General features: G+C 63.3%; 14 protein-coding genes. 6 read left to right on the top strand and 8 right to left on the bottom strand.

Annotated features, from left to right (window positions below; all coding sequences use genetic code 11):
• The 3 genes from AC1D1X_RS04100 to AC1D1X_RS04090 all read left to right on the top strand — a co-directional run.
• Positions 1-153: zinc finger domain-containing protein (locus tag AC1D1X_RS04100; protein ID WP_477697873.1), on the top strand; the 153-nt coding region annotated here is incomplete at its 5' end.
• On the top strand, positions 153-653 hold the full coding sequence (lspA, locus tag AC1D1X_RS04095) for a signal peptidase II (RefSeq protein ID WP_477697872.1): 501 nt from the start codon (positions 153-155) through the stop codon (positions 651-653). The genes AC1D1X_RS04100 and lspA, both read left to right, overlap by 1 nt.
• A 56-nt stretch (positions 654-709) precedes the next feature.
• A complete protein-coding gene (locus tag AC1D1X_RS04090) occupies positions 710-2,368 on the top strand; it encodes a Na/Pi cotransporter family protein (protein WP_477697871.1) in 1,659 nt (552 codons plus the stop codon).
• A 29-nt stretch (positions 2,369-2,397) separates the two neighbouring features.
• Here the strand turns inward: AC1D1X_RS04090 and AC1D1X_RS04085 are convergent, their stop codons facing one another.
• From AC1D1X_RS04085 to AC1D1X_RS04070, 4 genes are all read right to left on the bottom strand, one after another.
• Positions 2,398-3,219 carry an NUDIX hydrolase gene (locus AC1D1X_RS04085; protein ID WP_477669688.1) on the bottom strand — a complete coding sequence of 274 codons (822 nt, stop codon included), beginning with the start codon at positions 3,217-3,219 and terminating at the stop codon, positions 2,398-2,400.
• 239 nt (positions 3,220-3,458) lie between these two features.
• On the bottom strand, positions 3,459-4,826 hold the full coding sequence (locus tag AC1D1X_RS04080; RefSeq protein WP_477669689.1) for a DUF1501 domain-containing protein: 1,368 nt from the start codon (positions 4,824-4,826) through the stop codon (positions 3,459-3,461).
• Positions 4,827-4,948: 122 nt separating this feature from the next.
• Complete coding sequence (locus AC1D1X_RS04075) at positions 4,949-6,382, bottom strand: DUF1800 domain-containing protein (protein WP_477697870.1); 1,434 nt, start codon at positions 6,380-6,382, stop codon at positions 4,949-4,951.
• A gap of 118 nt (positions 6,383-6,500) precedes the next feature.
• Entirely contained in the window at positions 6,501-7,496 is a 996-nt protein-coding gene (locus AC1D1X_RS04070) for a quinone oxidoreductase family protein (protein WP_477669691.1), read from the bottom strand.
• A 141-nt stretch (positions 7,497-7,637) separates the two neighbouring features.
• On the opposite strand from AC1D1X_RS04070, the gene AC1D1X_RS04065 reads away from it, so the two are divergent.
• The 3 genes from AC1D1X_RS04065 (at position 7,638) to AC1D1X_RS04055 (ending at position 11,112) form a co-directional block, all read left to right on the top strand.
• Positions 7,638-8,537, top strand: coding sequence for a DMT family transporter (locus AC1D1X_RS04065; RefSeq protein WP_477670202.1), 900 nt, complete (start codon positions 7,638-7,640; stop codon positions 8,535-8,537).
• A 336-nt stretch (positions 8,538-8,873) separates the two neighbouring features.
• The gene (locus AC1D1X_RS04060) at positions 8,874-9,110 is read left to right on the top strand and encodes a hypothetical protein (RefSeq protein ID WP_477669692.1); all 237 of its coding nucleotides are present in this window, start codon (positions 8,874-8,876) and stop codon (positions 9,108-9,110) included.
• Between the two features lie 13 nt (positions 9,111-9,123).
• Entirely contained in the window at positions 9,124-11,112 is a 1,989-nt protein-coding gene (locus AC1D1X_RS04055; RefSeq protein ID WP_477669693.1) for an AAA family ATPase, read from the top strand.
• Positions 11,113-11,207: 95 nt separating this feature from the next.
• Here AC1D1X_RS04055 and AC1D1X_RS04050 read toward each other — a convergent pair whose 3' ends face one another.
• From AC1D1X_RS04050 to AC1D1X_RS04035, 4 genes are all read right to left on the bottom strand, one after another.
• Positions 11,208-12,065, bottom strand: coding sequence for an ABC transporter permease (locus tag AC1D1X_RS04050; protein ID WP_477669694.1), 858 nt, complete (start codon positions 12,063-12,065; stop codon positions 11,208-11,210).
• The gene (locus AC1D1X_RS04045; RefSeq protein WP_477669695.1) at positions 12,062-12,949 is read right to left on the bottom strand and encodes an ABC transporter permease; all 888 of its coding nucleotides are present in this window, start codon (positions 12,947-12,949) and stop codon (positions 12,062-12,064) included. Before AC1D1X_RS04045 ends, AC1D1X_RS04050 begins: the two co-directional genes overlap by 4 nt.
• A complete protein-coding gene (locus tag AC1D1X_RS04040; protein ID WP_477669696.1) occupies positions 12,949-14,046 on the bottom strand; it encodes an ABC transporter ATP-binding protein in 1,098 nt (365 codons plus the stop codon). The genes AC1D1X_RS04045 and AC1D1X_RS04040 overlap by 1 nt, the downstream gene beginning before the upstream one ends.
• Positions 14,047-14,180: 134 nt before the next feature.
• The coding region (locus tag AC1D1X_RS04035; protein WP_477697869.1) for an extracellular solute-binding protein at positions 14,181-14,929 on the bottom strand (749 nt) is incomplete at its 5' end.

Genomic DNA, 14,929 nt, shown 5'->3' with positions numbered 1-14,929 from the left:
GTATCAACGCGGGTTTCAGCCAGTTCTGACATCAAATGCGAGCGCTGCTGGCACTACCGGAGTGACGTGGGACACGACCCCGCCCACCCGACCATTTGCGGCCGCTGCACCAGCAACCTGTATGGCGCCGGTGAAGACAGGAAGTTCGCCTGATGGCCAAGACGACCTTCATCAAATCAGAGGGCAGCATGCTCCCCTGGCTGGGCCTGGCACTGTTGATCCTGATCGCTGACCAGTTCACCAAGGTATTGATCCTCGGCTATTACCGCCTGGGCGACTCCACCTATGTCACCAGCTTCTTCAACGTCGTGCGCGTGCACAACACCGGTGCGGCATTTTCTTTCCTGGCGGAGGCGTCGGGCTGGCAGCGCTGGTTCTTCACTGCCATCGGGGTTGCCGCGGCGCTCTTTATTGTGTGGATGCTGCGCTCGCATGCCGGGCAAAAGCTGTTTTCCTTCGCGCTGGCCTGCGTCCTGGGCGGCGCTGTCGGCAATGTCGTCGACCGCACCCTGCATGGCTATGTGGTGGATTTCCTGCAGTTCCACTGGCACGGCTGGTATTTTCCATCGTTCAATATCGCCGACGCCGCCATCACCGTTGGCGCGGTTTGCCTCATCCTGGRTGAGCTGCTTCGGGTTCGGCGTACCCGATAAACCGGGGCCAAACCGCTTGCAGCCACCCGGTTCAAGGGTATAGTGGTTCCGACCTTATGAAGCATTTGTTGAATCTTTTGGCAGCCATTGCGCTGCTCGTGTGGGGCACCCATCTCGTTCGTACCGGCATCCTGCGGGTGTTCGGTGCCAATCTGCGCCACGTGCTGGCGGTCAGCATCAGCAACCGGCTGGCTGCGGCCGTCTCGGGCATTGGGGTGACGGCCCTGGTGCAGTCCAGCACCGCCACCTCCCTTATCGTTTCGTCATTTGTCGGGCAAGGCCTGGTCACCCTGCCGCTGGCGCTGGCCGTCATGCTGGGTGCGGACATCGGCACCAGCCTGATGGCCGTGGTGTTCTCTTTTGACCTGTCCTGGCTGTCGCCGCTCTTTATCTTTGTCGGCGTGGTGCTGTTCATCTCGCGGCAGGACACCAATGTCGGCCGCTTCGGCCGGGTGCTGATCGGCCTGGGCCTGATGCTGCTGGCCTTGCGGCTGGTCACGGCCTCCACCGAAGTTCTGACCCAGGCACCGGCCGTGAAAGCCCTGCTGGGCTCCCTCAGCAGCGACCTGCTGCTCGAAATCACCGCAGGCGCCTTCCTGGCCGTGGTGTCGTATTCCAGCCTGGCGATCGTGCTGCTCACGGCCACGCTGGCCGCCTCGGCCGTTATTCCCATCGACGTGGCGCTGGGCCTGGTCTTGGGCGCCAATCTGGGCAGCGGGCTGCTGGCGGTGCTGACCACGCTACGCTCGGCGGTCGAGGTGCGGCAGGTGCCGCTGGGCAACCTGTTCTTCAAGCTGCTGGGTATCGTCGTCGCAGCGCCCTTCATCGGCCTGTGGCTGCGCCACGTGCGACCCTACCTCGGCGAAGCGGCCACCGTGGTGGTGCTGTTCCATCTCACTTTCAACATGGTGGTAGGCGCCATGTTCATCGGCTGGACACAGGTGATTGCGCGCTGGGTAGAAAAACTTCTGCCCAAACCCGACAAAAACCAGGCCGGCGGCCGTCCCCACCATCTCGACCCTTCGGCATTGGCCACGCCGTCCCTGGCCATCTCATGCGCAGCCCGCGAAGCGCTGCACCAGGCCGACGTGGTGGAAACCATGCTGCTGGGCGTGCTGGCGGTCATCCAGAAGAACGACCTCAAGCTGGCCGAAGACCTGCGCAAGATGGACGATGCCGTCGACGAGCTGTATTCGTCGATCAAGTACTACCTCACCAAGATTTCACGCGAAGCGCTGGCCGAAGAAGAAAGCCGCCGCTGGACCGACATCATCAGCTTCACCATCAACATGGAGCAGATCRGCGACATCATCGAGCGCGTACTGATCGACATTGAAGACAAAAAGATCAAGCCAGGCCGCAACTTCTCGGACGCCGGCATGGCTGAAATCGTCGAACTGCATGAGCGCCTGGTGGCCAACCTGCGCCTGGGCATGAGCGTGTTCCTCAATGGCACGGTGCGCGACGCGCAAAAGCTGCTGGAAGAAAAAGCCCGCTTTCGCGACCTGGAGCGGGCCTATGCCACGACCCACCTGGGCCGCCTGTCGGCCAATACGGTGCAAAGCCTGGAAACCAGCTCGCTGCACATCGACCTCATCAGCGAGCTCAAGCGCATCAACTCGCACATCTGCTCGATCGCCTACCCGATCCTTGACTCAGCTGGCGCACTGGCCCCCAACCGCTTGCGCCAGCCAGCCCTGACCGACCAGGCCTGAGTACAAGGGCAAGGCCGGCGAAACGTTGCCTAGGGCAAGCCCAGCATGTCGGAAAAAATCAGCGCGGCTTCCGTCGTGAACTCGCCGCGTTGCATGCCATCCACCAGTTGGGCGGCGTCCATCAGCCGGAACTGGGCTACTTCGCCGTCCTGGTTATCGGGCACCATGCCTCCGGGCACGGTGCAGCAATACCAGTCAATGTCTTCGACCACATACCCCGCACCGTTGCCTTCGGTGGCTGGTCGACGGGTCGTGAGCCGGCCGCCGTAGCGCATAGCCTGCAGCTCGGCCACATGCAGGCCGGCCTCCTCCCAGGTCTCACGCACCAGGGCGGTTTCCACCGTGTCGACGGCAGACACCATGCCGCCCATCAGGGTGTCCCACAGGCCGGGGTCGTTGGACTTGTCAAGGGCACGCTGCTGCACCCAGAAGCGGCCATCAGGCGACTGCCCCACCAGGTGTACCGCCAGTGTGGTGATGCCCAGCGGCCGCACGGCCGCGCGCTCGACCGTGCCTTTGCGGTGGCCAAACTGGTCAGGTACCGCGAGCTGCTCGTCGCGCCAGGCACCGGCGAGGCCCGCTTCGTGCAGCGCGATCGCGATTTTGTTCAGGCTGGTGGTCACATCGCCCATCAAGCGCCAACCCAGGCCGCCGGGGTGTTCTTCCTTGAGCAGGGGGTGGTGGCCGTCTGTCATGGCATGCAGGGCCAGCTTGTGAAAGAAGCGCGGCTCCACCGATCCGATCACCGATTCACCGGCCCACAGCGGCACGCGTGGGCGCAGCGGCGGCTGGATCGCTCCGGCGCGCAGGGCTTGCAGCCATTGGGCATCAAAAGCAGGCGGCATCATCATGCGTCCTTGGGGCCCGTGCTGGCAGGCCATTGATATGCGAAAAGACCGGGGCAGCGGGCCATCCCGGATTCTGCTGCGCAGTTTACTTCGCCCGTACCAACCGGACATTACAAACCTGCCGGCCAGGCGGGAAGCATCAGCTCCGGAAATTTATTTGCTATTAATTTAATAGCTTCTCGCGCTTACCCCTATTGGATAAAACGGCTAAAACCCTTGAATTCGGGCGCAAACCTGCGAAGCTAGGCTTTGACGAACAAACCGTCCAGTCGCTTGTCCCACCTGGCCCCTGGCAACACATCAGCCAGCTGCGCATCGCCAAATGCAAAGGTCCCCCGCAGCACCTGAGCCAGCACCGCGCGGTAATCGTGATGCGCCGGCAAGTCGCGTCCTTCGTTGAGTTGGGCCAAGCCCGTCCACTGGCCATGCCAGCGTCCGCCGGCGACACGGTTGCCCATGAGCCACATGGCGTTGCCAAAGCCGTGGTCGGTGCCGCGTGTGCCGTTTTCGGCGCTGGTGCGCCCGAATTCGCTCATCACCACGACGACATCGCCGGGTTCGGAAAAATCCTGGCGCAGCTGCGCGATGCCGCGCGCCAGGTTGCCGAGGTTGTTGGCCAGCTGGCCGGTGGCGGCGCCCTGGTTGGCATGGGTGTCCCAACCGCCTGCCGACAAAAAACCGAGGCGCAGTTTGCGGTCGTTGCGCATCAGCGTGCCCAGGTGCTGCGCATCGAGTTGCAGGCCCACGGGGTCGGCCGCGCCATTGCTGGCTGCCTGCATTTGCGCGTTCAGCGCCTGCGGATTACCGGGCGTGCCGTCGCGGTCCAGGCGCTTGTCTGCCATGCGCCTGCTGTCTTCCGCCATTTTCTCGGTCCTGGCATTTTTCTGTTCCGTGAGCTCCTGCGCACTCTGCATGCGGCTACCCGCACCCTGGCGGAAGGCTTCGCTGATCTTGTCATCACCGGCATACAGATCCATGAGCGCCTGGCGGGTTCTGTCGTTGGCCAGCACCCCGGTGCGTTCAGCAGACTGGCCACGCGGAATCAACCTGACGGCCGCCTGCCCGCCCAGAATGGCGGGGTTGGCCTCGCCCACGCCGAGAGCGGCGGCGCCCGGTGCAGCGGCCTTGCCCAGGCCCGCTGTGGTGTTGAGCCATCCCGGTGCGCTGCTGGTCTTGCCGCCCTGCGCAATCTCCATCTGGTACTGCGCGTCGAAATGCGAACGGTTGGGCGCGGGCAGGCCGGCCGCGGGCACAAAACCCAGAACACCTTGCTGCCACAGCGGCAGCAGCGGGGCCAGCGCGGGATGCAGGGCAAAAGTCCTGTCGAGCTTCAAGGCGGTTTGCGCCGTGCCGTCGGGCGCCGCGATCGCGATGTTGGGGCGCAAAGCGTAGTAGTCCTTGTCGGCGTAGGGCACAAAGGCCGACAGGCCGTCATACGCGCCGCGCAGGAAGACGATGACGAGGCGCCCACCGTCCAGGCTTGACCGGCTTGCGGGCAAGGCTTGCGCCCACACGCCGGGCGCTGCCAGCGAAAAGGCGGACAACGCGCCCAGGCCCAGCAGCCGGCGGCGTTGCTGCAGATTCGCCGATGAAGAAAAAATGGAGTTCATAGGAGTCCTTGTTGCGGCATATTCCCTGTCCAGATCAAGCGTGAACGCGAAGGCCCGCCGCAGACAGTGCTACAGCACGGCAAGGCGGGCCGACAAAGTGCACGTTTGATTTGGACATGGAATTATTTGCGCATGAAGTCGGGGCTGGCCAGCATCAGGCCGGTGCGCATCTGCGCGGGTTCCTGCGCGATGCGCTCGCGCGTCGCAATGCTGAAAAAGGCGTTGAGGTAAGACGGCTCAGCTGTGCGCTGGGCCAGGCCCATGGCGTAATCGGCGCGGCGCGTCAAAGCCTCAGGCGCAAGCCAGGTACCTGCATCGGTTTTATAGCCGTCGGGCGTTTGCCAGCCATGCATGGGCTGGCCGGCCTGCGCCAGGAAGCCCAGGGTTTGCACGACGTCGCGGCGCTCCTTGACGCCCCCGGCCGCAGTGAGCGCCGAACAGGCAAAGTCCAGCGGGGTTTTAAACAACTGGTTGTCTTGCGCCCAGAACTCCGGTGATTCGATCAGGGTGCGCATCACCGCGCGGATGTCGCCCTGGGTCGCCGTGAAGGTAGTTGCCAACCGGTTAACCAGTGCGGACGAGGGTTTGTCGGCCACGAAGAAACTGGCCAGCCGGATAGACACACGCCGCGCCGTCTCGGGCCGGCGCGCCAGGTAGCGAATGGCTTCCTCGCCTTCCGCAACGCCCTCGCTGCCAAACGTACGGCCCAGCAGCACCTTGCCTTCCTTGTCGTGAAGGCGCTCGGCAAAACGAAAACCCTCGCCGTCCTTGAGGTTCACCGTCCAGCCGGTGAGGATGCGGGCCAGTTCGTGCACGTCTTTTTGCGTGTAGCCGCTGTTCACGCCCAGGGTGTGCAACTCCATCAACTCGCGCGCGTAGTTTTCGTTAAGGCCGCGGCTGTTGCTCTGCGCCTGGTCCRGGTAGAACAGCATGGCCGGGTGCCTGGCGCTGGCCAGCAGCAGGTCTTCAAAACGGCCCAGGGCGTTGGCGCGAATCACATTGATCTCGTAGTGGCCGACAAAGGGGCGCACCGGTCCCTTGCCGACGAACACATTGAGGTGGTTGAACCAGAACTCGGTCATGCGGGCCAGCAGCGGATTTTCCAGCGCCGGATCGCTGCAGGACATCAGCCGCCAGGCGGCCGCGCCCTGGGCCATCTCGCGGCTGAATTTTTCGCCACCTGTATCGGCCGCKGCGGCCATACCAGGCTTGGGCGTTTCGCGCGCGGCCTTTCGCGCCTCCCGCTCGGCCTGGAAGCTGCGCGCAATGTCACCGAGCGGTGCGTTGATGCCGGCAAGTTCGGCAGGAAGGTTGGGAGGACGCAGGCTTGCGGCATAGGCCACATCCAGCTGCTGCAACGCCCAGGCGCGGGGTGAGGCCGMAGCGGCCTGCGTCGAGGCCGGCGTGGGTGCATACCCCAGGCGCGAAGCGGCGCGCCATGTGGCGGCAAACTTGGCCGGCGGCGGCGCGGCATCGGCCTGCGCCTGCGCCGCCGGAGCGGCGAGGCAAGCCAGGAAGGCCGCGAGCATGCTGGCCTGGATAGTCACTGTGGGCATGGTGTTCTCCTGCAGCCCTTTGTAACGCATGCGGCACGCCTTGCGTTGAATACCCTCTCCAGCTTTACACAGGTTTACCGCACAAAGGCCTATGCCCTGGGGCAAATTCGCTCTTCTTTTACAGCGTCAGGATGGTGCAGCCCGTGGTCTTGCGGGCTTCAAGCGCACGGTGCGCCTCGGCAACGTCGGCCAGGGCAAAACGCTGGTCTATAGGAATATGGACTTTGCCGCTGATGACCATGGCAAACAATTCATCCGCCATTTCCTGTGTGGTCTCACGCGTCGCAATGTGGGTAAAGAGCGTCGGCCGTGAAACGTAGAGCGAGCCTTTGGCAGCCAGCAGGCCGATGTCCAGCGGCGGCGTCTTGCCCGAGGCATTGCCAAAGTTGGCCAGCAGGCCAAAGGGGCGCAGGCAATCCAGTGACTTGAGGAAGGTGTCCTTGCCGACCGAGTCGTACACCGCCTTCACGCCCTTGCCACCGGTGATCTCCTTGACGCGGGCCACGAAGTCTTCTTTCGCGTAGTTGACGGCAAAGGCCGCGCCCTGCGACAACGCCAACGCGCATTTCTCGTCAGAGCCGGCGGTGCCTATCAATTGCAGGCCCATGGCCCTGGCCCACTGGCAGGCGATCAGGCCCACGCCACCGGCGGCCGCGTGAAACAACACATGGTCGCCGGGCTGCAGGCCGCCTTGCGGCTGCGTGCGGCGCAGCAGGTACTGCGTGGTCAGCCCCTTGAGCATCATGGCCGCGCCGGTTTCAAACGAGATCGCATCGGGCAGCTTGCACACACACTTGGCCGGCATCACGCGCACTTCACAGTAGCTGCCGGGCGGCTGGCTGGCATAGGCCGCGCGGTCACCCGCTTTCAGGTGGGTCACGCCCTCACCAACAGCCTCGACGATGCCGGAAGCTTCCATCCCCAGTTGAAGCGGCATGGCAAGCGGGTAGACACCGCTGCGTTGGTACACGTCGATGTAGTTCAAGCCAACGGCCTTGTGACGGATGCGTATTTCGCCCGGGCCGGGGTCGCCTACCGTCACGTCTACCAGTGTGAGTTCTTCAGGTCCGCCGTGCTGGTTGATGCGTACGGCTTTGGAGGTGATGGAGGCCATGGATTTCCTTGCAAAGGTTGCAGATGGAGAAAGAAAAAGGGGTGGCCGCCATGGTGCCATGAATCGAAATGGGCCGCAGGCGCCGAGGGTTGAACCCCGTATGGCGAGAGGAAAACAGTCATGCTTGATAAAGTCCCCGTCATGACCCAACGCCTCACGCCCGCCACTGCCACGCTGCTGGTGGTCCCTCCCTTGCTCTGGGCCGGCAACGCCGTCGTCGGCCGCCTCGTCACTGGCCTGGTGCCGCCCATGACGCTCAACTTCCTGCGCTGGGCCCTGGCCTTCGTGATCCTGTTGCCGCTGGCCTGGCGCCTGCTCAAACCGCGCAGCAGCCTGTGGCCTCACTGGAAACGTTTCGCGGTGCTGGGCCTGCTGGGTGTGGGTTGCTACAACGCCTTGCAGTATCTGGCCCTGAAAACCTCCACACCGCTCAACGTGACGTTGGTGGCGTCCAGCGTGCCGATCTGGATGCTGATTGTGGGGGCGCTGTTTTTTGGCCAGGCTGTGTCGAAGCGACAGATCGCCGGTGCCGTGCTGTCGATTGCCGGCGTGCTGGTGGTGCTGTCGCGTGGCCAGTGGGAATTGCTCATGCAGGTGCAACCGGTGCCCGGTGACCTGTACGTGCTGCTTGCCACGCTGGCCTGGGCGTTTTACAGCTGGCTGCTGTCGCAACCCAAAGAGCCGGCGGAAATCCGCCGCGACTGGGCCGCCTTCCTGCTCGCGCAAATCGTGTTCGGACTGGCCTGGTCGGGCGCGTTTGCCGCCGGCGAATGGGCGTTGACCGACGCGCACATCCAATGGGGCTGGCCGCTGGCCGCAGCCCTGCTGTACGTGGCCGTGGGACCCGCGGTGATTGCCTATCGTTGCTGGGGCATGGGCGTGCAGCGTGTCGGGCCGGCGATTGCGGGCTTCTTTTCCAACCTCACGCCGCTGTTCGCTGCGCTGCTGTCGGCGGCCTTTCTCGGTGAGTTGCCGCACCTCTACCATGCGCTGGCTTTTATGCTGATCGTGGGCGGCATCGTGGTGTCGTCGCGGCGCTGAATCGCGCAGCAATCAGCGCAACAGCGGTTTGATTTTCACAACACATTGCGAAAAAACGCTGCATAAAACTTGCCAAGCCCGCGCGGGCTCTTCAAAATCCGTTCCTTGCTTTGAGCCACTGCGCAACGAATGACCTTGTGCAGCCACCCTTGAAGCCCTCAAGACCCATGACTTTGTTCACTCACACCTGACGCACCCTCCACTGCCCCCGGCTGGATGTGGTGTCAACCATACCCAGCCCTGCGGGCAGTCGGTGCCGTGCCTTCACGTGTGAAGCGCGCTCCGCGAACCCCAGGCTGATTTTTCGCCGGGGTTTTGCTTTTTCGGAGCGTGCACATGAGTGCCAAAACTTTTTCCCGTGACTTTGCCGCAGGCAAGGTCAAGCATTTGCGGCGCATGAAGCAGCCGCTGGCTTTGACCTTGCCGCCACCCACACCGCGCAATCCCGTGGTGCGGGCCCTCGTCCAGCGTGCCATCACGTCGGGCGCGGGCAAACATATTCGCAGCGCCGGCGCTCACCGCCGGGCTGAAACCGTGGCTTTGCAAAAAGCCCTCAAAAATTTGACTGACTGACATGAAGAACGATATGACAACCGAGACGGCGGCCGCAGCCCGCGTGCCGCCCGAACTCATGCGCGAACGCAGTGCCCACCTGGCCCTCGTCGCCACCGAGCTGAAAACCGAGCTGTTCGGTATTGACGACATCATCGACCGGGTGATCGAGTCGATCCGCGCCTGGTACGTGCTGCCGCACATCATCCGCCGCCCGGTGATCGTGTGCCTGTGGGGCCTGACCGGCACCGGCAAGACCCAGCTCACGCGCCGCCTGGCGCAAAAGCTGGGTTTCTACGACCGCTTTGTCGAAGTACAGATGGACGGCTTCAGCAACGGCAGCAGCTGGCGCAGCGCCGACTCCATCAGCGGCATGCTGGCGGAGTCCGCCGTTGCCGAGAGCGAGCCTGGCATTCTGGTGCTGGATGAATTCCAGCGCTTTCGCACCATCAACGAAAAGGGCGATGAGGTCGCCGTCAAACGCTACCAGGACGTGTGGCAGCTGCTGTCCGACGGGCGCCTGCCGCCGTCGCTGTCTTTTCTGCAGGAGCTGGAATCGTCTCTGGCTTTCTCGCTGTATGACCACGAACGCGAGGAACAGGCTGATGAAAAGCCTTCCAAGGACGGCGTCCAGGCCAAAAAGCTGAAGTTCGCCCTCTCGCCCTACCAGGCTCAGGAATTCAAGCAAAGCCTCAAGCTCAAGGAACCACTACAGGAGGTGATGACCTGGACACCCCAGCAACTGCAGGAGCGCATGCTGGCGTTCAGGGCATCGACCGACTCGTGGGAAACGGATTACAGCCGCTTGCTCATCATCGTTTCGGGCAACCTCGACGAGATGTATGAGGGAACCGCCAAACGCGTGGAAGACTGCGACACCGATGCCGACATCTTTCATGCACTGACGAAAAAACTGTCGGTCATTGACGTCAAGAAGGCTCTGGGAGAGCGCTTCAAGCCCGAGCAGATCGCCCGGCTGGGGAACAACCATGTGATCTACCCCTCGCTGAGCCAGGCCACGTATGAGCGGCTGATCCGCAGCACCTGTGCCAGATATGTTGGTGAAATGCAGGCGAGTGCAGGGCTGTCTTTTGATCTGCATGAATCGGTGTACCAGGGAATTTATGCCAATGCGGTCTTCCCGGCCCAGGGCACGCGCCCGCTGTTCTCGTCGATTCACGCCATCCTGAGTGCGCCGCTGGTGAATGCCGTGCTGTGGGCGTTTGAGCATGATGTGCCGGCGGACACCACGCTGCACGTGAGGCTGGACACCGCCACGCAATCCCTGCACGTCAGTCATGGCGATTGCGGGGGCGGGAGCATCGCCTACCCCGTGCCGCTGGACCTCAACCAGCTCAAGCAGCGCGCCAGCCCCGACTTTCGGGCCTTGCTGGCCGTGCACGAAGCAGGCCACGGCCTGGCCTACGGCCGCCTGTTCGGCCATGCGCCTCAGGAAGTCAAGATCAACGTGGCATCCTTCGAGGGCGGCTACAACAGCTATGTGCGCATGAAGGCCGAATCACGTCAAAGCTGCCTGGACCGCCTCTGCGTGGGCCTGGCCGGCCGCGCCGCCGAGGCGCTGGTGTTCGGCGACGATGCCTGCACCACGGGCAGCGAGAGCGACTTCAAGAACGCCACCGCCCTGGCCGCACGCTTTGTGCGCCACTTCGGTTTCGGCAACCGGCTGAGCCACACCGACGTGACCCACGACATGGACGACAACCTCAACACCGATGTTGAGCCGACCAACGCCGAGATCGAGGCCCTGCTCGCGCAGGCGTACGCGCGCGCACAGGAGATTCTCAAAACCGATTCGGCCTTGCTACTGAGCATCGTGGACGAACTGCTGGAAAACGGCCAGGTGAGCAAAGAGAAAATGGCCAGCCTCCTGGGGGTCGCCATCGCGAAGGAAGAACAGATGCTTGCGCCGTATGCGGAGCAGCTTCAGGTGTTCGGCCTGCAGCACGCGTTGATGCAGCGTGTCGGCGGCATGGCGCCATCGCTGGAGCCCTCACTGGAATGATCCGCGTGGGCAAAAAAAAGCACGGAGAGCAGCCCAGCTGCTTTCCGTGCCCAATTTCCACCAACGGAAATCTTTGCAGGCCCCGGTTCAGTTCATCAAGCCTTGCCCGGATGCTCCTTGACACGGCTGACCAGCTGCGTGGGGTTCACGAAACGCAGCGCAATCAGCAACCACAGCACCGTGATCGCCATGTAGATCATCGCCATCGCGTCGACCGATTGCCCTGCGCGCACGCCGGCGGCAAAGACCGCGTAGTAAAGCGCCACCACCAGCGTCTGGGTGTCGGGGCCGGCCACCAGAAAGGTCAACTCGAACATCGCCACCGTCCGCACCAGCACCAGCAGGCCCGCCGCCAGCACACCGGGCGCCAGCAGCGGCACCAGGGTGTAGAGGAACATCTGCCGCGTGTTGGCGCCAAAGACGCGCGCCGCAGATTCGATGTTGGTGTCTATCTGCTCGACAAAAGGCGTCATCACGAGGATCACAAAAGGCAGAGCCGGAATCATGTTGGCGATGATCACGCCCGGCAAGGTTCCGGCCAGGTGCAGTTGGTACATCACGGTGGCCAGCGGAATGCCGTAGGTAATCGGCGGCACCATCAGCGGCAGCAGAAACAGCAGCGTGATCAACTTTTTGCCGCGAAAGTCCTTGCGTGCCAGTGTGTAGGCGGCGGGCACACCGATCAGCAGCGACAAAAAGACCACCGAGAACACCACCACCACCGTGACCACCAGCACATGGCCCAGCTGGAATTCCTTCCACGCCGATACATACCAGCTGAGGGTGTAGGCCTCGGGCAGCCAGGTTCCCAGCCAGCGTGTGGCCACCGAATTGGTGGCCACCGCGACGATCAGCAGGCCGACGTTGACCAGAAAGAAGGAGATGACACCCCAGATCAACGCACGCCAGGCACGATCGCGTAGCGGGCTGGAGTTGCGCGCCGCGGCACTCATCCCTTGCCTCCGGTAACAGGACCGCGGTAGAACAGACGGCGCAGGCCCAGCGCCGCAGCGACGATCGCCAGTTGAGCCAGGCCCATGATCATGGCGACAGCCGAGGCCAGCGAATAGTCGTACTGCTCAAAGGCAGCTTCGTAGGCCGCAATCGCAATCACCCGCGTGGTACCGGCCGGCGAGCCCAGCAGCACTGCAGATGGGAAGACCGAGAAGGCCTGAACAAAACTCAGGCAGAAGGCCATGACCAGCCCGGGCGTCAGCAGCGGCAGATAAATGTAGCGAAAGCGATTCCAGCCGTCTGCGCCCAGCGTCGCTGCCGCACGCGGCAGCGCCGGATCAATACCGGTGATGTAAGAGAGGATCAGCAGATAGGCAAACGGGAAACCGGTGATGACCAGCGAAATCAGCACGCCCCAATAGTTGTGCGTGAGCCGGATCGAACCTTCGTAAAGATGGAGCCAGCGCAGTGTCTGCGCCAGCCAGCCCTGCGGGCCGAAGTAGGTCAGCATGCCTTCGGCGATCAATACTGTGCCCAGCGTCAGCGGCACCACCAGCAAGGTAGACAACAGGCGCTGGTAAGGGCTTTTGGTCCGCGTGGCATAGGCGATCGCCAGTGCGAACCCGATATTGATCAACGTGGCCGGCAGGGCCAGCTGCAGGGTGTTGCCTATGGTCTGCCACAGGTCGCGCGTCTGGAAGAAATGAATGTAGTTCTGCAGCACCCCGCCCTGCGCCGGCTGAAAGGACAGCAGCAGGCCGTAGGCGAAGGGGTAGACAAAAAACATGATCATCACCGCGGCCGCCGGCGCGACCAGCATCACGGCCGGGTCCAGCGGCGGGCGCGAACGGTTAACCGGCGAGGGCGTGGCAAATGTGGCCATCAGGACTCCTCCGCATAAACCAGAACCCGTTCCGGCGCCGCAACCAGCATCACGGTGTCGCCAGGCGAGACCACGCGCGCGGAACGCACGTAGAGCAAATCGTCGAATGCCGTCCTGACCTGGAGAAGCCATTCACGGCCGCCGTACTCCGCGGTTTCCACTGTCCCTGGGAATGCATGCGCGCCCTCACTGATCGCGATCTCGTCAGGCCGCACGGCCACCATCACGCCGGCGCCGTCAGTCAATGCTTGCATGGCCGTGCCCGCCAGACGCACGCCGCCTACACCTTCGACCGTGACATGGTCACCGCCTGAACGCAGCACGCGGGCCGGCAGAACATTGCGGTAGCCCATGAAGCGCGCCACATCCAGCGTGGCCGGCCGCGCGAACACCTCTTGCGGCGTGCCGACCTGCTGCACCACACCCAGCTTCATCACCACCACACGGTCAGCCATGGCGAGCGCCTCGTCCTGGTCGTGCGTCACATACACCGTGGAGCAGCCCTGAGCGCGATGGATACGGCGTATTTCAGAGCGCATTTCAATGCGCAGCTTGGCGTCCAGGTTGGACAGCGGCTCATCCATCAGGATCAGCGGCGGTTCGATGACGATGGCACGCGCGATAGCCACGCGCTGCTGCTGCCCGCCCGAGAGCTGCCCGGGCAGCTTGTCCGCGTGTCCCAGCAGTTGCACGGTGTCCAGCGCCGCCGCCACGCGCCTGTCGATTTCTGCCGCCGGCATGCCGCGCATCTTCAGGCCGAAGCCCACATTGCGGCTGACCGAAAGATGTGGGAACAGCGCGTAGTTCTGGAACACCATGCCAAAGCCGCGCCTCTCCGGTGGCAGCGTATCGATGCGTTGCTGGTCCAGCCAGATACTTCCGTCCGACAGCGGCAGCAGCCCCGCCATGCAATTGAGCGCGGTGGACTTGCCGCAGCCCGAAGGGCCCAGCAGCGCGATGAACTCGCCACGCTCTATGGTAAGCGAGAGTTTCTCGAGCGCGTGGGCGCCGCCGAAGCTGCGGCTCACGCCGTCCAGGCGCAGCTGCCTGAACTCGTTTTTTCCCGCGGGCCGTCCCGCGGTGTTGGGCATCACCATGTCAAAAACCTTCTTCACACCCGCAGCGGGCTTGCTTGTTATTCAAGGGCCGCGTTCAGAGCCGTGCACAAAACCCGGCGAAGCGATCCTGGCTAGGCGGCGCAACAACGCCAGGAGGGTTTTGTGTGCGGCTCTTACTTGCCTTTGCCGGAACCGATTTCCTGATCCCACTTCTTGAAGGCGGCGACCATGGCCTTGTCATCCAGCGGCTGGGTGTGCGGCTGCTTGGCGATCCAGTCGGCGTACTCGGGGCGGCCGTATTCCTTGATGATGTCCTGGCTCTTTTGCGGCGCAGCGGTCAGCGGAACGTTTTTCACGGCCGGGCCGGGGTAAAAGTAGCCGGAGTCATAGGTCAGCGCCTGCTGCTCGGGTTTGAGCAGGTAGGCCATCAGTTCCATCACCGCCGCCTGACGGGCGGCGGGCAAGCCCTTGGGCATCGCCATGTAGTGCGCGTCATTAACCCAGGTGAAGCCGTTGAGTGCCGCCACCTTGAACTGCTTGGGCACCACGCCCAGCGCGCGCGGATTGATATCCCAGCCGGTCACCGTAACGGTCATGTCGCGCGAGCCTTCTCCGAGCTCCTTCATCACGGCGCCGGTGCCTGTGGGGTAGTACTCGATGCAGCTGTTGAGCTCTTTCAGGTAAGCCCAGGTCTTGTCCCAGCCGGCCATGGGTTCCTTGGGATCCTTGTCGCCGAGCAGGTAGGGCAAGCCCATCAGAAACGTGCGGCCCGGGCCCGAGTTGGCGGGGCGAGCGTAAATCAGCTTGTTGGGGTTGGCCTTGCACCAGGCCAGCAACTCAGCCGGTGTTTTAGGCGGTGCCTTGACCTTGTCGGGGTTGTACTCGAGCAGCGGGCCCGCAGGCATATAGGTCACCATGACGG

Source organism: Polaromonas sp. P1_G4, assembly GCF_056405475.1.
This window is presented reverse-complemented; position numbering and strand designations above follow the sequence as displayed.